17 protein-coding genes and 2 pseudogenes are annotated in these 18,916 nt (G+C 58.7%); 13 read left to right on the forward strand and 6 right to left on the reverse strand.

The annotated features are described in order from the left end of the window. From ACNKH6_RS00590 to ACNKH6_RS00610, 5 genes are all read right to left on the reverse strand, one after another. Positions 1-936 carry a glycosyltransferase family 2 protein gene (locus ACNKH6_RS00590; protein WP_417913602.1) on the reverse strand — a complete coding sequence of 312 codons (936 nt, stop codon included), beginning with the start codon at positions 934-936 and terminating at the stop codon, positions 1-3. Between the two features lie 3 nt (positions 937-939). Continuing rightward, a complete protein-coding gene (trmFO, locus tag ACNKH6_RS00595) occupies positions 940-2,250 on the reverse strand; it encodes a methylenetetrahydrofolate--tRNA-(uracil(54)-C(5))-methyltransferase (FADH(2)-oxidizing) TrmFO (protein WP_417913603.1) in 1,311 nt (436 codons plus the stop codon). A gap of 6 nt (positions 2,251-2,256) precedes the next feature. After that, a complete protein-coding gene (locus ACNKH6_RS00600) occupies positions 2,257-3,159 on the reverse strand; it encodes a DUF3616 domain-containing protein (protein WP_417913604.1) in 903 nt (300 codons plus the stop codon). A 58-nt stretch (positions 3,160-3,217) separates the two neighbouring features. Continuing rightward, entirely contained in the window at positions 3,218-3,838 is a 621-nt protein-coding gene (locus tag ACNKH6_RS00605) for a hypothetical protein (RefSeq protein WP_417913605.1), read from the reverse strand. A gap of 103 nt (positions 3,839-3,941) precedes the next feature. Then, entirely contained in the window at positions 3,942-5,396 is a 1,455-nt protein-coding gene (locus tag ACNKH6_RS00610; protein WP_417913606.1) for a sensor histidine kinase, read from the reverse strand. Between the two features lie 246 nt (positions 5,397-5,642). Here ACNKH6_RS00610 and ACNKH6_RS00615 point away from each other — a divergent pair, with 246 nt between their 5' ends. The 13 genes and pseudogenes from ACNKH6_RS00615 to ACNKH6_RS00675 all read left to right on the forward strand — a co-directional run bounded on the left by ACNKH6_RS00615 (position 5,643) and on the right by ACNKH6_RS00675 (position 18,633). Then, entirely contained in the window at positions 5,643-5,828 is a 186-nt protein-coding gene (locus tag ACNKH6_RS00615) for a hypothetical protein (RefSeq protein WP_417913607.1), read from the forward strand. A 429-nt stretch (positions 5,829-6,257) separates the two neighbouring features. Further along, positions 6,258-7,181 (forward strand): sulfite exporter TauE/SafE family protein, encoded by a 924-nt coding sequence (locus ACNKH6_RS00620; protein ID WP_417913608.1) that lies wholly within the window; start codon positions 6,258-6,260, stop codon positions 7,179-7,181. A gap of 2 nt (positions 7,182-7,183) precedes the next feature. Further along, positions 7,184-7,945, forward strand: coding sequence for a TIGR02186 family protein (locus ACNKH6_RS00625; protein ID WP_417913609.1), 762 nt, complete (start codon positions 7,184-7,186; stop codon positions 7,943-7,945). Between the two features lie 383 nt (positions 7,946-8,328). Next, positions 8,329-9,279 (forward strand): ADP-ribosylation factor-like protein, encoded by a 951-nt coding sequence (locus ACNKH6_RS00630; RefSeq protein WP_417913610.1) that lies wholly within the window; start codon positions 8,329-8,331, stop codon positions 9,277-9,279. Positions 9,280-9,291: 12 nt separating this feature from the next. Beyond that, positions 9,292-10,350: pseudogene (locus tag ACNKH6_RS00635) on the forward strand (COR domain-containing protein); the annotation flags it as partial. 12 nt (positions 10,351-10,362) lie between these two features. Further along, positions 10,363-10,701 (forward strand): type II toxin-antitoxin system MqsA family antitoxin, encoded by a 339-nt coding sequence (locus ACNKH6_RS00640; protein WP_417913611.1) that lies wholly within the window; start codon positions 10,363-10,365, stop codon positions 10,699-10,701. Further along, positions 10,698-12,230 (forward strand): hypothetical protein, encoded by a 1,533-nt coding sequence (locus ACNKH6_RS00645; protein WP_417913612.1) that lies wholly within the window; start codon positions 10,698-10,700, stop codon positions 12,228-12,230. The genes ACNKH6_RS00640 and ACNKH6_RS00645 overlap by 4 nt, the downstream gene beginning before the upstream one ends. Further along, the gene (locus ACNKH6_RS00650) at positions 12,217-13,455 is read left to right on the forward strand and encodes a DUF202 domain-containing protein (RefSeq protein ID WP_417913613.1); all 1,239 of its coding nucleotides are present in this window, start codon (positions 12,217-12,219) and stop codon (positions 13,453-13,455) included. Before ACNKH6_RS00645 ends, ACNKH6_RS00650 begins: the two co-directional genes overlap by 14 nt. Then, a complete protein-coding gene (locus tag ACNKH6_RS00655; RefSeq protein ID WP_417913614.1) occupies positions 13,452-14,858 on the forward strand; it encodes a sensor histidine kinase in 1,407 nt (468 codons plus the stop codon). The genes ACNKH6_RS00650 and ACNKH6_RS00655 overlap by 4 nt, the downstream gene beginning before the upstream one ends. Next, complete coding sequence (locus ACNKH6_RS00660) at positions 14,843-15,223, forward strand: response regulator (RefSeq protein ID WP_417913615.1); 381 nt, start codon at positions 14,843-14,845, stop codon at positions 15,221-15,223. The genes ACNKH6_RS00655 and ACNKH6_RS00660 overlap by 16 nt, the downstream gene beginning before the upstream one ends. A 235-nt stretch (positions 15,224-15,458) precedes the next feature. After that, on the forward strand, positions 15,459-15,590 hold the full coding sequence (locus ACNKH6_RS00665) for a hypothetical protein (RefSeq protein WP_417913616.1): 132 nt from the start codon (positions 15,459-15,461) through the stop codon (positions 15,588-15,590). Then, positions 15,577-18,177, forward strand: coding sequence for a PEP/pyruvate-binding domain-containing protein (locus ACNKH6_RS00670; RefSeq protein WP_417913617.1), 2,601 nt, complete (start codon positions 15,577-15,579; stop codon positions 18,175-18,177). Before ACNKH6_RS00665 ends, ACNKH6_RS00670 begins: the two co-directional genes overlap by 14 nt. A 12-nt stretch (positions 18,178-18,189) precedes the next feature. Continuing rightward, positions 18,190-18,633, forward strand: coding sequence for a response regulator (locus ACNKH6_RS00675; protein ID WP_417913618.1), 444 nt, complete (start codon positions 18,190-18,192; stop codon positions 18,631-18,633). A gap of 143 nt (positions 18,634-18,776) precedes the next feature. On the opposite strand, the pseudogene ACNKH6_RS00680 reads toward ACNKH6_RS00675, so the two are convergent. Then, positions 18,777-18,916, reverse strand: a pseudogene (locus tag ACNKH6_RS00680) (IS5/IS1182 family transposase); the annotation flags it as partial.

Below are 18,916 nucleotides of genomic sequence, written 5' to 3' on the forward strand. Positions count from 1 at the left end.
TTAACGTGCCCAGCCTTGCCAGCCGGGATTCATGCTGAGTGTTTTCGCCCAAGACCGGGGCAGCAGGCGGTGCCGTCTGCCGAGCTGATAGGCGATGAATTTGCCTGCATTGCGGCAAAACCATTCCGGCAGGAGCTGGTATTTTTTCCGGGCCAACAGCAAGGCCAGCTCGGAACGCACATACTGCCTGCCTGCGCCGCCAGCCCCGCCGAACTGCCGCAGCAGAGCCTGCTCTTCGGCATGAAGCACGCCAATGTCGAAATACCGCCGCGCTTCCTGCATGATAGAGTAATTATGAGAATGCCAGACAAGGGCCTCGCTGACGTAGAGCACATCATAGCCGTTTTCAAGCAGTTTGGCCAAGGTCAAGGTGTCTTCGCCAAAAAGAAGCCGCTGCGGGAAATAACCAGCAGTAGCCAGCGGCTCCCGTCGCCATGCGGCAAAGGAATTGGAGATGAAAATGGTTTTGAAGCCGAATTTGGCTCGATCGTTCCAGCGGCGGCATTGCGCCTGCTCTGGATAATTGAAACGGCGCAGATGCTCGCTGAACAGCGTGGCATCTTGGGCCGGAAGCTGGCGGCCATAGGTGGCGGCCAGCCTGTCTTTATCGTGAAAAGGCCGGACTAATCGCTCCAGCGCGTCATCTGCCGCCGGAATTGCGTCTTGGCTCATGCAGATGAGAATTTCGCCGGAGGTCTGCTGGGCAGCCCAAGTGCGAGTGCCGCCGTGATCAAAATCCTGCTGAGGAATTTCCAGCAGGCGGATGGCCGGATTGGTGGTCTGATGCCGCCGGATGATGCTCAAACTGTTGTCAGTGGAGCCGGAATCCACCAGCAGAATTTCGTCGGGCAGCAAGGTCTGCCGGGCCAGCGCAGTGAGCAGCTCGTCCAGCCAGTACCCGCCGTTCCAAACAGGAATAATGAGCGAGACGGTCATGCGTCACAGCTCGTTCTGCCACTCAGCCAGCAGTCGCAAGGCCAGCTCGGCCCGCTGGCCGCCTCGGTCTTTTTTGCGCACTCGGCCCGACAGCGGCGGGAAGAGGCCGAAGTTGACATTCGAGGGTTGAAAATGGGCCGGATCGGTTTCAGTGAGATGACGGATAAGTGCGCCAAGAGCAGTGCCTGCGGGCGGCGCGGCCATTGTTTGCCCCTGCGCCAAGCGGGCGGCGTTGATACCTGCCAGCAGACCCATCGCCGTTGACTCCACATAGCCCTCGACCCCGGAAAGCTGTCCGGCAAGGAAGAGGCCGGGCCGCTTTTTCATCTGTAAAAATGGATCAAGCAAGACCGGGGCGCAGATGAAGGTGTTGCGGTGAATGGAGCCGAGACGGACGAACTCCGCCTGCTCCAAGCCGGGAATAGTGCGGAAAACCCGCTGCTGCTCGGCATAGGTGAGCTTGGTCTGGAAGCCGACGAGATTGTACGAAGTGCCGTCGAGGTTCTCGGCCCGCAGCTGGACAACCGCGTGCGGCTCCCTGCCGGTGCGCGGATCAGCCAAGCCGACCGGCTTCATCGGCCCGAAACGCAGGGTGTCCTTGCCGCGTGCGCACATCACCTCAATCGGCAGGCAGCCCTCAAAATACTTCGGCTCCTCGAACGCCTTCAGCGGCACGGTTTGGGCATTGCCGAGCAAGTCAATGAAGGCGTTGTACTCCGCCTCATCCATCGGGCAGTTGAGGTAATCGCCCGGCGTGTCGTCATCCCAGCGCGATTTGCGGTAGATACGCTTCATGTTGAGCGAGTCTGCGGCCACAATCGGGGCGATGGCATCGTAGAAAGCGAGATGCTGTTCTCCGGTCAGAGCGATCAAGCTGGCGGTCATGGCCTCGGAGGTCAGCGGCCCGGTGGCGAGAATCACCGGCCTGTCCGTCTCCGGCAGGGCTGTGACTTCCTCGCGGATGACGGTGATGCGCGGATGCGCGTCCATAACTCTGGTCAGATATTCAGCAAACTGCTGCCGGTCAACCGCCAGTGCTGTGCCTGCCGGAACCGCGCTGGCCTCCGCCGCCCGGATGACCAATGAATACAGCCGCCGCATTTCCTCTTTCAGCAGGCCGACCGCCGAATCCGGCGCATTGGAGCGCAGCGAGTTCGAGCAGACTAATTCGCCGAGCAGCTCGGATTCGTGCGCCGGGCTGAAGCGCGTCGGCTTCATCTCGTATAATTCGACGGAGCAGCCGCGCTGCGCAGCCTGCCAAGCGGCCTCGCAGCCCGCTAAGCCGCCGCCGATGATTTTAATGGATGCGGTCATGAAAAATCAGTCCTTGCGCCTGCTGATGCTGACGCGTTGCAGCAGGCGGTTCTGGTCTTTGGCACCGTCATAGGCAATGACAAGCTGCCAGCTGTCCTGCCGCTCCTCAAGCACAGCCAAGCCCTCAGCCTTGGAGTCCTCGTCCGGCGGCGCAATTTCACCAAGCAGACACAGCCTGCCCATATCCTCCGGCCTGCGGTCTTTGCCCGGCACCGTGTCTTTGCCGTTCCAATGATAAATTTGATACGAATCTGTCCCGTCGCCCACCGGCCCGGCCAAGATCAAAAAACCGTCAGCAACAGTGGCGAGATCGCGGATACCCCGCCCGCCGAGCCGGACATACAGCAGCTCGTATTGTTCCGGCTCCTCCCAACGCAGCCGCAGCACCGGGACGTAATTGTCCCGGAAGACCGGTCCCCGGAAACCGACATGCAGCCAGCCGTCCTTGACAGCAAGGCCTTCAATGTCAACGCCGTTCTCTTTGCTGGGAATGCCGCAGAAGGCTTTCAAGGCCGGATCATTATAAATGATGCCGCGCAGACTGATTCTGTCCTTCGCCAGCTCCTTGCCGTCTTCATTCAGCCGCAGGCGGAAGAGCCAGTCCCGGCTGACCTCGTCTTCAATTTTGTCCTGATGAAAAGTCTCCCGGTTTTCCTTCCAGTTGCGTTCTTTCTTGATCTTCTTCCGTTTGGAGGAGTGCGAGCCGATGACGTAAGCAAGATCGCCTTCAACGCAGATGCCTTCAATATCCAGCTCCTTGCCTTGCGTTACGAGGATACTGTGCGCCGCCACGCAGCTGCCGTCGCTGTTTATCGTAAGAAACTGAATGCGATTCTCGTCTCCGTCATGGCCTGATGCCTCGTCTGCGCCGATGATTAAAAAGGAGCGGAACTTTGCGACCGCGCTCACATTCTCAAGGGCCAAAATTTCGCCTGATATGCTTATAAAGCAAGCAGGTGCCATATCCTCATTTCTCCATAACATTATATTTCTTAATATGCCTGAAAGCGGTCAACGCATCAAGGATGAAATCAAGCGATCCGGCTGGGCCATTGTAATGATAGACATTCTTCTTAGCCATGACCAATTCTCCGATATGCACTGGTGAAAAATCAGGATCAGCGCATGAAAGCTGGAACCATTCTCCTTCTTTTTTTTGAAACTTCCCCTGCATGGCTTCGATATCATAATTTGCCACCTGGTCATCTGTCGCCCGCCACATATTGTAGCTGCCATGCCCGACAAGCACGATGCTTTGATATTTTGGATCAGTGAGAACGTTCATGAAATCCGCTTTGGTAGCCGCAAAAAAATAGTCTATTTTTTCTCCTCTTGCATTAAAATACCACGTCCATGCCGGGTAGCTTCCCAAAAAGCCGAACGGCGGCGCCCAATAATCATAATCTGAAAAGGCATGTGCGGACAGCAGAATTGCGGCGTTCTTATCTGTTTTTGTAAGTAAATTTGAAGTGAATGCAATCGCCGCTATTGGTATATAAACTGCGATAAGAATAACAACATATTTTATCAGAGGCTTAATGCTGATAGTTCCAAATTTTTTCTTAAATATAACGTGATATAAGCTCATGGGTGTCGTGCATGTTGAAATGATATAGCTTTTTCTTATGATCAAAACTCTCAGCGTATATCCATGTCGTCACCTGACATGGCTTTAAATTGAAAAAGCAATGTTATAGATCACAACTTGGATTGAGTGTATTGTCCTTCATTTTTTTCACCGGCAGGCTGATGAAAAACGCCGCGCCCTGCCCCTGCGCACTCTCAACCGTGATTGCGCCACCGTGCTTGGTGATGATCTCGCGGGTCACAGCCAAACCAAGGCCGCTGCCCTTGCCAACTTCCTTGGTGGTGTAGAAAGGATCAAAGATTTTCTCCATATCCACTGCCGCGATGCCGGGGCCGTTGTCGCGCACTTCAATACGGAGCAGCCCTTCCTCTGCCGCGATGCCTGCTTTGAGCAAAATCTGCCCTGCGCCGTCCAAGGCTTGCGCTGCATTGCGGAGAATATTGATCAGAGCCTGCTGGAGCTGCCGCTTGTCAGCGCAGAAGAGGCCGTCCTGCGTGATTTCAGTGCGGAACTCAAGCGTGTCCGGGATGTCGCCTTTGACCAATTTGCAGGTCTCGCGGATGAACGCGCCCAGCTCCAGCTCTTTGGGCCGCACTTCGCGGTCATGGGCGAACTCCAGCAGAGAGCGGATGATGTTCCGCGCCCGGTCTGTTTCCTCGTCTATCTGCGCGGCCATTTCAAGCAGAAAGTCGCTGTCCGGCAGGTTTGCCTCCTGCAATTCTTCCAGCAGTATCTGCGCCGAGGTGCTGGCGTTGGAAAGCGGGTTGTTCAGCTCATGCGCCACGCCCGCCACCAAAGTGCCGACCGCCGCCATCTTTTCGCTCTGGACGAGCTGCTTCTCGCGCTTGTCTAAAATCTCCATCATGTGACAAATCGCCTTGCTCACCGCCTGGATTTCCACCGGATCAGCAGCATCTTCCCAGCAGGTGAAATTGCCTGCGGCGATGCTGTGGGTGTAATCCACAATATGCTGAAGCGGCTGCACAATCAAATTGCGCATCTGCCTGCCAAGAAGCAGGGCCATGCCAGCCACAGCAGCGACAAGGAGCAGTCCGGCAACTTTCAGGCGGGCCAGCTTCCGGTCTATCGCCTCGCGGATGTTCCGGTTCATCGCCCCAGACAGATTCACCAGCTCCTTGCCTGCGCTGCGGATGGCCTCCTCATTCAGATGACGGCGATTCGTCTGAAAGAAGGCGAATTCCGCATCCATGAGCTGGCGATAGCGGAACAGCTCGTCCTGCAAGCGCACCTTAGCCTTGCGGTCTTCCCCAACCTGCTTTTCCCGAAGCAGCATGAAGGCATTCTCAATCTGCGCTTGGTTCTCAAGGAACTCCTGCTGCTCGCGGTACAGGAGCCAGTTCTTCTCATAACGGCGGATTTCCAGCACGGTGTCAGTCAGGGCGGCGACAGACTCCAAGGTGGAGACGCGCTGGCGGATGTCGGCAAGGCCCACAGCCACCATGAGGGTGATCGTGGCGGCCAGCAGCACCATCAGGCAGTAGCCAAGCTGGATGCGCCGGACAAGGCTGTTCGGTAGACGGCTGATAATGGATTGCATAATGCAATAGTGCTCTCTGAAATGCAACAGCCCTTGCAGGCCCAAGCAGTCTGACCTTTTCTATGCAATCGGGCCAGACTGTTGCCTCTTGCAGCAGCGGCAGGCTGACAGGCTGAATCCGCACCTGCGCTTGTCAGCGTATATCAAGGCATTGCTGGCGTTTTTCTCAACTGGCACAGACCTTGCATTAATTAAACCAAGTGTACTCGGAACTTCCGCTTTTCACCACATACAAGGAGAAAAATCATGAAACTCGCCTGCACGCTCCGCTGTCTGCTTGAAGAAACCTTTGCCGCCGCCGCTTTTGCTGAAGAAGGCCAGCATGAAACCGCACGGGAGCTGCTCCGCAAGGAGGAGGCCGAGCGGGCCGCCCGCCGGGCTGCGTCAGTCGGCGGCGACTGCTGCCTGACAGCGGCAGCCCCTGCCGCATGAAGTCAGCAGTCAAAGGAATAAAAATGCAGCTCAACAGCCTGCTCCGCCTGCTGGCAAAGACTTTTGCCGAGGAGGGCGGGCATAAATGAAGGGGAGCAAAGCACGTGCTGCAGCTGCTCCGCCAGCAAAAGAAAGCAGCCTGCCACTCTCGCCGCCGCCATCTGACACCAGCGCGGCTCAACTCGGCACTCTTCTGTTTTTTTCTCGCAGCATCCTAAAAATACGGCTGTTTCAGCCTGCCGTGTTATTTCAGCGTTCTTCCTGCTGAAATAATGTGTCAGGCTGCTGTTTTCCTCTTTGCTTCCGCCGCAGAATTGAGTAAATAACTCCCGCTGAAGCTGCGTGCGCAGCACTGTCTGCCAGTCTGCGCCGCAACCTGCTCTGCCTGCAAACAAATTGAACCACTTCAACATAAAGGAGAGACCAACGATGTACATGTACCTGCCTGTCGCCCTCACCAGCGTGAACTTCCTGCTGGTGTCGGGCATCGGATTCACGGTCGGAATGCTGTCCGGCCTTTTCGGCGTGGGAGGTGGCTGGCTGATGACCCCCCTGCTGATGATGATCGGCATTCCGCCCACCATTGCTGCGGGCACGGACGCGAACCAGATTGTGGCCGCCTCCACCTCCGGCATGTACACCCACTGGCGGCTGGGCAATGTGGACTACAAGATGGGCATCTGTCTGCTCATCGGCAGCTTCCTCGGCGGCGCTTTCGGCGTGCAGGTCATCAAAGTGCTCACCGCCACTGGCGGCGCGGACTTCCTGATCAAGATCACCTACGTGCTCATGCTGGGCATAGTCGGCTCCTTCATGTTTGTCGAGAGCCTGACAGCGATGAAGAAGGCCAAGAGCGGCGAGGCCAAGCCTGCCGCGCCAAAGGACAATGCCAAGAAGAGCCTGATCATGCGTCTGCCCTTGCAGACCACCTTTGAGAAGTCCGGCGTGTCCTTCTCCGCGCTGGTGCCGGTGGGCCTTGGCGCCTTTGTCGGCCTGCTGGCGGCGATCATGGGCGTGGGCGGCGGCTTCCTCATGGTGCCGGTGATGATCTACATGCTGCGCATTCCGATGCACGTGGTGGTCGGCACCAGCCTGTTCCAGATCCTCTTCACCTGCATTGAGGTGACCTTCCTGCAAGCCTACTACAACCGGACTGTTGACTTCCTCCTCGCCCTGCTCCTCCTGATCGGCTCGGTCTTCGGCGCACAGATCGGAGCGAAGCTGGGCCGCAAGCTGCACGGCGACCAGCTCAAGATCCTCCTTTCCGTCATCGTCCTGTCCGTGACCGTGAAGCTGGTTTTCGACTTGATACTCCAGCCTGCCAACCTGCTTTCCTACGCTGGAGGACATTGATCATGCGCATGATGAAAACAGCCCTGCTCGCAGCCGCCGCGCTCGCGCTCTCCGTTCATGCCGCCGCTGCGGCAAGCATTCAGGCCGCTCCGTCGGACATCAAAATATCCCTGTTCTACCACGGCGCGGCTGTGGAGGTCAAAGGACAGGCTGCGCCGGGCGAGGACGTGCTGGTCAAAGTCACGCCCTCCGAGCAGCATGAGTTCCACCTCAAATACAAGGGCAAGGCCGCAGGCATCTTCTGGATGAAGCTCGGCACCTTGGTGTTTGAGAACCTGCCCAGCACCTATCTGCTCGCCTCCTCCGGCCCGGTTGACAAGGTGCTGGACGCGGAGGCGCGGACTGCCGAGAACGCGGGCTTGGACGCTTTGCAGAAGAAGGCGGTGATCAAGGCGGAGAAAGGCGCGATGCCTGCTGGCGACTGGTTCGGCCAGTTCCTTGATTTCAAGAAGAAGGAGAAGCTCTACAATGTTGAGGAAGGCACGGTGAAGGTCGGCGCGGACGGCAGCTACAGCTACACGCTGGCCTGGCCGTTCCAGGCTCCTCCGGGCAGCTACAAGATTGAGGCTGTCACCGCCAAAAACGGCAAGGTGACAGGCCACGCCGAGACAGCGCTCACGGTTGAGCTGACCGGCATTGTCGCCCTGCTGGCTAAGATGTCCGCTGACAACCGCACGCTGTACGGCATCATCTCCATTGTCGTGGCTGTCGCCGCCGGTTTCGGCGTGGGCATGATCTTCAAGAAGGGCGGCGGCTCGCACTGAGCATTTCGTTCGGGACGACGCAGCATGTTCAGGGGCAGGCCGCTGGTCTGCCCTGTTTTTATTTGCGCACCGCCGTGCTTGCAGGGTGATTGCGGAACAGGCGGAAAATTGGTTGAATGGGCAGCGTGGCCACGTAGGGGCGGCTCGCGAACCGCCTCCTACTATGCTGTGAATCATGCTTGCACTATAGTGGAAGCAGCCATTGCACTACAGTGGAAACCTCGGTTGCACCATAGTGCAAACATCGGTTGCACTATAGTGCAACCGCAAGCCACAGCCTGCTGGCCGCTTGGCTGCGAGGAAGCTGCAAGTATCCGAGCCATGCTCGAAGGCATTGCAGGGGCACCCTTAGCACAACCACACACCCACGGAGGAACGAGGCGATGAGCAAAGAAGAAGCCTTGCAGCTAATTAAAGAGGCTGCGGAGACAGGGGCAACGTGGCTTAATCTCTTTAATCAAGGATTGAGTGAAATACCACCTGAGGTGTTTGCGCTTAAGCAGCTCACCTATCTTGGTCTCACTCATAATCGTCTCGCCTTTCTACCGCCAGAACTGTTTGAGATGAAGCAGCTCACCCAGCTTGAACTCAGCGACAATTGCCTTATCTCATTACCGCCTGAGGTGTTTACACTCAAACAATTAACCTTGCTTAACCTCATTCGCAACCACCTTGTCACCCTACCGCCAGAGATTAATCAACTACCCAAGTTAAAAGATATTTGGTCTTTCGATAACCCCCTCGTCTCTCCTCCTTACGAAATAGCTATCAAAGGCATCTCAGCCATACGCGAATACTTCGCTGAAATGGAAGGCGAGAGCAAGGAGCTGGCCGAGGTCAAGATCATCCTTGTGGGCGAAGGCGCATCGGGCAAGACCTCATTAGTCAGGCGGCTGCGCGGGGAGCAGTTCGACCCGCACGAGCCAATGACGCACGGCATCAGCATCAACAAATGGCGGCCCGCAAGCGCAGGCCAGCTGCCCTGCTGCAATGTCTGGGACTTCGGCGGCCAAGAGATCATGCACGCCACGCACCAGTTTTTCCTTTCCCGCCGCAGCCTGTACGTCCTTGTCCTCGACAACCGGCGCGACGAGCGGCCCGAATACTGGCTGCGCTACATCGAAACCTTCGGCGGCGATTCGCCGGTCTTAGTGGTGCTCAACAAGCAGGACATCAATCCCGGCTTTGATCTCAACCGGCCTTTTCTGCACGAGAAATACCCGTTCATCAAGGGCTTTTGGCCGCTTTCCTGCCACAGCGGACAGGGCATGGCGGCATTCACGCAAGCCTTGCACGAGGAGTTAGACAAGGTGCCCTTGAGCAAGAACCGCTGACCCGCAACCTGGTTCCGGGCAAAGGAAAAGCTGGAGCAGCTGCACGAGCCGCGCATCAACTACGAACGCTTCGAGCAAATCTGCCTTGAAGCCGGGGTGAAGGGCGCGACCACGCAGCAGGTCTTGGTGGATTTCCTCAACGATCTGGGCACGGTCATTCACTTTGATCAATTTGAGCTGAACGATCATCACGTCCTTAATCCGCAATGGGTGACAGAGGCGGTGTACAAGATCATCAACGCGCCGTCGGTGGCACATGCCAAGGGCCTGCTGCACGTGGATGCGCTGGCGGACATCTTAGCAAAGAAGAAGGACAGCGAGCATCGTTATTATCCCGCTGATCACCATTACATCATCGAGCTGATGAAGAAGTTCGAGCTGTGCTATCAAGTGGGTGAGAGCGAGGTGCTGATACCGCAGCTTTTGGCCGTGCCTGAGCCTTCCTTCACCTTTTATTACAGCAATGCCCTGCGTTTTGTTCTCCATTATGAGGACTTCCTGCCGCCGTCTGTCATGCCCCGCTTTATTGTCAATCGGCATAAAGAGATTCAAGGCGAACTGCGCTGGCGCAGCGGCGTTGTCCTGAAGAATGCGCAGCTTGATGCCAGCGCGGTGGTGCGGGCGGATGACGAGGCCCGCCGCATTCATATCGCTGTGACCGGCAAGGAGCGCAAAATCTTCCTCGCCCTGATTTGGCTCACTCTGCGGGAAATCAATGCGGGCTTTGAAGGCTTGAAGGTCAGCGAGCGCGTGCCCATGCCGGATGAGCCGGAACGCAGCGTGGATTACGAGACACTTCTCAGCTATGCGGAACAGGGCTTGGAAAAGATTATCCCCGAAGGCACGAAAAAGGCATATAGTGTGAAAGAGCTGCTGGAACGGGTGCATTTCGCCAATGAAAGCGAGGGCAGGCAGATGCTGGCTTTGGCTGAGGGTGAACGGAAAGGCGGAGCAGTGAACAAAACAGGCGCCGCATTGAACACCATGTTCAAGCTGGAGCCTTCAGTTTTTGGCGTGGGAATCAACCTCAATGCGATGTTTGACGCTCTGCTGAAATGGCAGAGGAAGTAAGCCCGCAACCGCTTGGGCCTGAGAATCCTAAGTGCTTGGGATTTTGGCCGAGGCGTTGCTTTGAATAACTCGCGCAGCTTATTGGCTGCTCTGAAGATAAAGAAATCTGCAATGAGATGCGTATGCTGCGGAGGGCCGCTCAAAAGCGGCACAGTGACATTCAGCTATGAGGATGAGGAAGCATACATCTTTGTTGAGCATGTTCCGGCTGATGTATGCAGTCATTGCGGCGAGAAAGTGTATTCCCCGGCTGTTGCGGACATGCTGCTGGATATCGCTCAAAGGAAGAGCGAGCCAGTCAAGATGCTCCATATCCCTGTTTATGATTTTGCTCAAACGAAGAGAACATGACTCCACCTGTCGGCCTGGCCAAGCACGAGCAGCTGCAAGCGCTTGCAGCTCAATACGGCTGCCCTGTCCTGGAATACAGCGAGAAGGTCAGCGTGCCGTTCCTCATCCTCATTCAGCTCAATGCGGAGCAGCTGCGGCAGGAAGGCTGGCTGCCGCTACACGTCACGGAAGAGAAGGTGAAAATCCTCACGCACCGCGCCCCGGACGAGGTCGCCGCCGCTGTCCGCCAGACGCTGGGCGAGGTGGAGCTTGATTTTGTCCTCACTGTGCCGCATGACTTTATCCGGGTCTTTGAGCACAGCTGCGATCTCAACCCCAGATTCCCCATGCCCGCAGGCCGCACGCCGCTGGCCAGAGTGCGCACTTACTTCGCAGGCCGCCGCTCGCTTTTCGCGCACTACCGCACCTTGATGGCCAAAAGCCGCACCGATCTGGCCACCGTCCGCACCGCGCTGTCCTTCATGACCATCGCCCTGCTCGGCGTGCGGGTCTTCGGCCTGGGCACGCTGGCAGTGCTGGAGCTGCCGCTCTTTCTCCTCGGCGCATGGGTCTGCGTTGACAGCATCGTCAGCTACCTGCCTGCCCGCCGGGTGAAAAGCCGTCTGCCCGCCTGCTCCGGCACCACGCCGACCAACGGCACCACAGTCTTGGCGGCCTCGAACGCGGAGGATTTCCCGCTCTTCCGCCGCCTGCCTGAGACACCGGGCGCAGCCGCCTTGCGGGCAGGCTGGACCAAGCTCACCCCGCTGATGCGCCGCCGCTTTCTCGCCAGCGACCGCACCGACATGGCCGAGGAGCGGACAACGCTGGCCTGCCTCCGCACCAAAATGGCGAAGGCGCGCACCGGCCTGGCTTTTGTCCGCACCGGCCTGGCCTTTTTCTCCCTCGGCTTCGGCCTGATGCGGGCCTTTCCCGAAGTCATTTATTGGCACATCTTAGATGTGAGTTTGATGGCCGCCGGAATCCTCATGGCACTGGAAGGCTTCTTCTGGTATAAAAAAGGTCGGCCTGCGGGCGAGGAAGGGCAGGCTTCGGTGGAGAAAGCGAACAAGGCGGGCACGATCTGGGATTTCTTCTTCCCGCATGTCGCGGCCTGCCCCAGCCCCAATCCCCTGCAAACCCCGCCAGTGCGCCGCTCGCACGCGCCGGGCCTCTGGGCGACCACAGGTCTAGCTTTGGAGCGCACCGTCTTAGCTGACCGCCGCAATGTCATGGCGCGGCTACGGACGGTCATGGCCCGCTCGCGCACGGGCATGGCCTTCATCCGCACCGGCCTGAGCATCCTGCTGATCGGTGTCACCTTCTTGGTCTCCTTCCCGGATGCGGGCCTGCTCTGGCAGCTGCTCGACTGGTGCCTGATCCTCGGCGGCTCCGTCTTAGTTGCGGACGGCTTTTACTGGACGGTGCCTGCGGAGCGGAAACGGACGGAGTTCCCCTACTGCTTCGCGGATTTGGAAATAGCTCTGGCGGATTACGGCATTCCCTCCCGCCATTGGCGGAAGACGGTGTTTTATCGTGCAAGCAAGTAACGAGACGCTCCTGACGGCCTTGGCCCGGAAGGGCGTTCTGCCGGCAGAGACGCTGGCGGAGATTGAGCAGGCCGCCACGCTGCGCGGGCTGGCGCCTGCGACGCTGCTGGTCTATGAGTACAATGTGCCGCGCGTCACGCTGCTGGAGGCCTTGGCTGAGATTCACGCCTGCCAGCCGGTGGAGTATGATGAGCGGCTGCCCATCCCGCCGGACTTCCTGCCCAAGCTCTCCGGTCCGGCCTTGCTGAAGGAAGGCTGGTTCCCCATCTTCTTGGAGGAGGACGGCACTGTGACGGTCGCCGCCTCCAACCCTGCCGCGCCGGGCCTGTGCGCTTCGGTGCGGCAGACGCTCGGATGCAGCAATGTGGTCTGCATGGTCACCCTGCCGGAGGACGTGCAGTGGTTCATTCAGGATTATCTGCACGCGCCGCCCGGCCTGCTTATCGGCACTGAGCGCACTGGCCTGGCCTATTGGCGCAACACCATGGCCCAGTGGCGGACGCTGCTCGCCTGCTGCCGCACCGACATGGCCAAGGCGCGCACAGCACTGGCCTTTGGCCGCTTTGGCCTCTCGCTGATCACGGTCGCCATGACCTTGCTGCGCCTGACTCCGCCGCGCCTGCCCAAGCCTGCGGCCTTCCTCCTCCTGGCTTTGGGCCTGCTCTGCAACGGACTGGGCGTGGCGGTGTATCTGCGGATCCGCCGCTCGCAGCTACGCCCGCCCGGCAGCCAGACGATCATGGAAGTGACTGCGGCCACCATCTCGTTCTTGGAGCAGTACCATTTCCCGGAAGAGCTGAAGGGCAGCCTGCCGCCGCCGCAGACCGGCGCATCCATGCTCGCCCGCCTGGGAGAGCTGCTCGCCGACTACTCGACCATCCTTTTCCCGGCTCCGCCCAGCCGCGAGCGCACGCATCTGGCCCGTGAGCGCAACGTGCTGGCGGCCCAGCGCACGGTGGCTGCTTGTTACCGCACCATCTATGCCCGCGCCCGCACTGGGCTGGCCTTCACCCGCACTGGCGTGAGCTTCTTCAGCTTTGGCGTGGGCCTGATCCTCTATTTCGGCCTCGGCCTGAACACCATCTTTGATGCGCTGCTGATTGCCGCAGGCCTGCTGATGATCACCGACGGCCTGCTCTGGTATCTGCCGGTGCGCAAAGAGCAGGCCGAGCTGCCGCGCTCGCGCAGCGGTGCCCTGGCTGGCTGGGAGGATGACGACGAATGAAGATCCTGCACCGCATCTGCCTGTCTGACGCGATCAACATCTGCCTTTTGGTGCTGATCGGCCTCTTTGCGATCCACTCCTTTGACGAGCTGCTGGCCAAGTTCCGCTTCACCACGATTGCTGACGGCCTCAACGCGGCCTTTTTGGAAATGCGCATCGCCGAGAAGAACTATCTTCTTTACGGCGACAAGGAGGCCCTGAACTCCATTTCCACCCGCATTGCTGAGACTGTCCCGGTCTTGGAGAAAGAGCGGGAGAACATCGAGCAGGTCACGGGCGGCAGCGACTACAAGTACCTTGTCCAGCTGCTGGCCGAGTACCGCAGCGATGTCCTTGCCCTGCGAGACGGGCATGGCGCGGACAAGCGGGTGCGGGAGTCCGGCCACAGCCTGCGCGCCTTCTCCGAACATCTCACCGCCATGGAGCGGGACAAGGTGGCGCAGATCATCGAGCGCTCGAAAGCCGTGCTCCGTCATTCCTTCTGGGCGGTGATCTTCTTCGCCTTTGTCTTCACCCAGTGGAATGCGCGGAGCATCCGCCGTTCCCTTCGGCAGGTGGAGCAGCTGACACGCTCGATTGCCAAGGGCGAGTTCTCCCTTATCCAAGAGAAGCCAGCGGCAGATGAGCTGGGTTCCATCGTCCAGGCGATCAGCACGATGTCGGACGAACTGAACCGGCGCGAAGAGGAGATTGTCCGCTCCAAGCGCCTGGCTTCCATTGGTGTGTTGGTGGCCGGTGTGGCCCATGAGCTGAACAATCCGCTCAACAACATCTCCATGATTGCGCAGACCTTCACAGAGCTGCACGACAAGCTGAACAGCGGGCAGCAGCTGGAGTTCATGGCCCAGATTGATGAGGAGACCGAACGCCTGCGGGTGACAATCAAGAACCTGCTTGATTTCTCCAAGCCCAAGGAGAAGGAAATGGAGCCGCGCTGCCTGAACGAGGTGGCGCAGAAATGCATTGGCTTAGTGCAGAACATGCTGACCATCGGCAACATCCGCACCAAGCTGGCCTTGGCCGAAAACCTGCCCCAGCTCTGCTTGGACGAGCACCAGATTCAGCAGGTGCTGGTGAACATGCTGATCAACGCCATTCAGGCCATGCCGCCCGGCGGCGTGCTCAGTGTCAGCACCCGCCTGCTGCCTGAGCAGCACATGGCGGAAATAGAAATCAGCGACACCGGCAAGGGCATTCCGCCGGAGCTGATCAACCACATCTTCGACCCCTTCTTCACGACTAAAGACGAGGGCGGCACCGGCCTTGGTCTCTGGGTCAGCTACGGAATCATCAAAAACCACGGCGGGGAGATTCACGTCAAGAGCACAGTGAACAAGGGCACGACCTTCACTGTCACCCTGCCGACAGACTTGGAGCGATGTCAGCTATGCACAGCATCATGATTATTGACGACGAACGGATAGTGGGCGACATGGCCAAACTGTCCCTCAGTCAGGATGGCTACGATGTGGAAACGTTTCTCGACGGCGAGAGCGCGCTGAGGCGGCTCAAGGAGAAGAGCTTCGCTGTCGTGGTCACGGATTTGAAGATGAAAGGCGTGGACGGGCTGGAAGTCTTGCGCAACGTCAAGCAGCTTTATCCGGCAACAGCGGTGATCATGATCACTGCCTTCGCCAATCTTGATGTGGCCATCGAGGCTCTGCGCGACGATGTTTTTGATTTCTTCCCCAAGCCGGTGAAGATCAAAGACCTGAAAGCGTCGGTCAAGCGGGCAGTGGAAAAGGGAAACATGCCGCAGGCAGGCTGAGTCTGTGGCTGCTGTCGGCGATGGAGTTCTTCCTGGCAGCTTATGCTCTGGCAGAGGACACCATTATGCTTGACAAGAGGACAACGTTATCCTCTTGCGGAGCATAACATTATGCTCTTTGGCTGCATAGTGCTATGCAGCGGCAGCAGCAAATATGGTCGTGGCAATGGTGTAGGGGCGAAAAATTTTTCGCCCCTGCAGCATTGCGGAAAACATGCAAAGGAGGAACGAGGCGATGAACAAAGAAGAAGCCTTGCGGCGGATTAAACACGTGGAGGAGACAGGAGCAACGAGGCTTGATCTGAGCTTTCAAAGATTGACTGAACTGCCGCCTGAACTCTTTCAAATAAAAAATGAACCAACTTGATAGTTCTGCCGACAAAGGAGCAACTCTCCGCAGCCTGTGGACTGCCTTGCTCAAGCTGCTGCCGGGCCGCAGCGCGCCGCCAGTCAGCCCGCGTCTGGTCTTTGAACGCTTTCAGAAGGTGCTGGCCAGCAACAATCAGGCTTTGGAGATCATTGCCGATCTGGGCGAGAAGCTGGGCGGCGACTACCTCTTTGACATGCGCTATGTTGAGTCCTCGGTTGAGGAGCTGATTGCGGCGGTGCACAGCTCAGTGCTGGCGGTGAATGAGCTGTGCGGCGACCGTCACGCCAAGCTGCATCAGGTGCATGAGCGTCTGAGCGAGGACTTGCGCCTGACCCTGGCTGGCCGTGAAGACCGCGAGGGGCCGCTGATCTTCACGCTGGATGAGATCCGCCCGCGCAACTGGGCCTTGGTCGGCGGCAAGGCCGCGCACTTGGCGGTGATGCGGCATGATCCGCAGCTGCGCGTGCCGGACGGCTTTGTCATCACCGCCCGCGCCTACAACGATCTGATTGACCATAACGGCCTGCGGCAGCAGCTCACTGCTTTTGAGGAGCTGATGTCCGCCACTGAGCCGGATGCCGACCTGCTGGAGGAGCAGCGCAGCTTGATTGAACAGGCCGTGCTCGCTGCCGCGCCGCCGCCGGGCCTGTTGGACGCGCTTGCCCAAGCAGCAGGCCGTCTGCCGCAGACCAGCAAGCCGCTCTTCTTGGCGGTGCGCAGCTCGGCGCAGGAGGAAGACATGGACTTCTCCTTTGCCGGCCAGTTCACGTCGGTGCTCAACGTGCCTGCCCAGCCGGATGCGCTCTTTGCTGCTGCCCGCGAGGTGATGGCCAGTCTGTTCTGCGCCGGGGCTGTGTCGTACCGCCGCCGCGTCTTCCCGGATGAAGGCAAGATGGCTATTGCCGTGGTCTGCCAGCGGATGGTGGATTCCCGCAGCAGCGGCATCGTCTTTTCGGTGGACACCATGCAGCTCGCTCACGACACGATGGTGGTGGTGGCCGCGTGGGGCCAAGGCGAGGCGGTGGTGGAAGGCGGCACAGCCACTGACACCTTCCAGCTCCACAAGGGGCCGCCGCTGCGCATCGCTGCCCGGCAGGTGGCGGACAAAGAGCAAGGCCTCTTTGCCGGAGCCGAGAGCGGCCTGACCAGCCGGGCCATCGCCAAGGAGCTGCGCACTGCGTCCTGTCTCTCAGACGATGAGCTGCTCCAGCTTGGCAGCACAGCCCTGCACTTGGAAACGCTCTTCAAGCGGCCGCAGGACATCGAATGGGCCTTTGACAGCAGCGGCCAGCTCTACATTCTCCAAGCCCGGCCCTTGGTGCTCAACACCCCGGCGCGGGAAAAGGCCCTGCCAGTCCGTGTGGAGCAGCACGAGGTCATCTGCGCCGGACAAGGCAAAGTGGCCCAGCAAGGCATTGCCGCCGGGCCAGTGCATTTGGTCAATTTTGCTGAGGAGACCGGCGAGTTCACGGAAGGCTCAGTGCTGGTCACGCACCACGATTCCTCCCGCCTCGTCACCTACATCCAGCGGGCCGCCGGTGTCATCACCGAGACCGGCACGCCGGTCAGCCACATGGCCACCATCTGCCGCGAGTTCCAAGTGCCCTGCTTGGTCAATGTGGGCAGCATCCTCGGCAAGGTGCGCGAAGGCGAGCTGATCACCGTGGACGCGGAAGACCGCCGCATCTATCGAGGCTTAGTTGACGAGCTGCTGGTCTATCGCGCCACCTCCTGCATCAACCTGATGTCCAGCCGCGAGTTCCGCCTGCTCCGCCGCATTCTCAAGAAGGTCTCTGAGCTGCATCTGGTGGATCCGATGATGCAGGACTTCAGCATAGACGGCTGCCGCACCTATCACGACATTCTCCGCTTCTCGCATGAGTCAGCAGTGCAGGAGATGGTCAACCTTGGCCGCGATGAGCGGCGGCTGATCAAGGGCAGCATCGTCCGGCCGATGAAGCTGCCCATTCCCACCGGCATTCTGGTGATTGACATCGGCGGCGGCCTTGCCTCTGACGCGCCTGAGCGCGATGTGCCGTTTCAGGCCATTGCTTCCGTGCCCTTCCGTGCTGTGCTGCAAGGGATGCTCTTCCCGGAGATATGGCACAACAATCCTATGCCGGTAGGCATCCGCGACCTGATGAACAGCATGTTCAGTCCGATCCGCGAAGAGGCGGCGGAGCAGTACAGCGGCCACAACATCGCCATCATCGGCGGAAATTATGTCAATCTTTGCTTTCGTCTGGGCTATCATTATAATATTATAGACGCGCACTGCGGCGAGGCGGAGCAGAACAACCATCTTTACTACCGCTTTCTGGGCGGCGTGACGGACATGACCAAACGCTCGCGCAGGGCGGCGATGATCGCGCAGATACTCAAGGAGTTCGAGTTCAATGTCCAGACCAAAGGCGACCTGGTCACAGCCCGGCTCTCGCGCCTGCCGCAGCGGGAGGCCGAGCGCGCGCTGGACATCCTTGGCAGACTGGTGGGCTACACCCGCCAGCTGGATGTGCGCATGGAGAGCGACAATGATCCGGGCAGATATGCCGAAGCGTTCCTGAACGGGGAATACAGGGTTTGACAAGGAGACGGAATGCAGCTTACAACCACGGCCAGCGACAGCTCTGACCTGCTCATTATTGATGACGAGCCGATCATCGGCAAGCGGCTGCAACACACCTTCAGCAAAATTGGACTGAACGCGCAGGCCTTCACCAGCCCGCAGGCGGCGATGGAGCGTATCAGCAGTGCGCCGGTCCATGTGGTGATCACCGATTTCCGCATGAAGGGCATGGACGGCCTGGAGGTCTTCCGCCAGGTCAAAAAATTGAGTCCGCGCAGCAAGGTGATCATCATCAGCGGCTACGCCAGCCCGGAGACGGTGGACATCGCTTTTCAGGAAGGGGTGTTCGATTTTCTCGTCAAGCCGTTCCGCTTGGACGAACTGAAGGAGGCGGTGCGTCGGGCGCTGGAGGAGATCAGCAGGGAGCGGAAAGCAGAAGCGTCAGCCGCGCCATCTCCAGTGTATGGCATGTAGAATTGTCCCCTGCGTTGAGTGGCTACGTGATGCAGCAGGGGCGAAAAATTTTTCACACCTTATATTAGAGCCTGTTACTGTTAACACTAGACCTCTTGCGTAAGTCACAACTTATTGATAAAAGAAGCTATGACCTGTTAGCATTATTTGATTGCAATCACGATCAAGGCAAAAACGACAAACCCGATGAACATGACATCCAGTTTGTCAAACCGGGTGAAGATGCGGCGGAATCCCTTCAGCCTTCTGAACAGCCGCCCGACTTCATTCCGTTTTTCATACA

The sequence above is a fragment of the Candidatus Electronema sp. JM genome, assembly GCF_048287415.1.
Classification (GTDB): Bacteria; Desulfobacterota; Desulfobulbia; order Desulfobulbales; family Desulfobulbaceae; genus Electronema.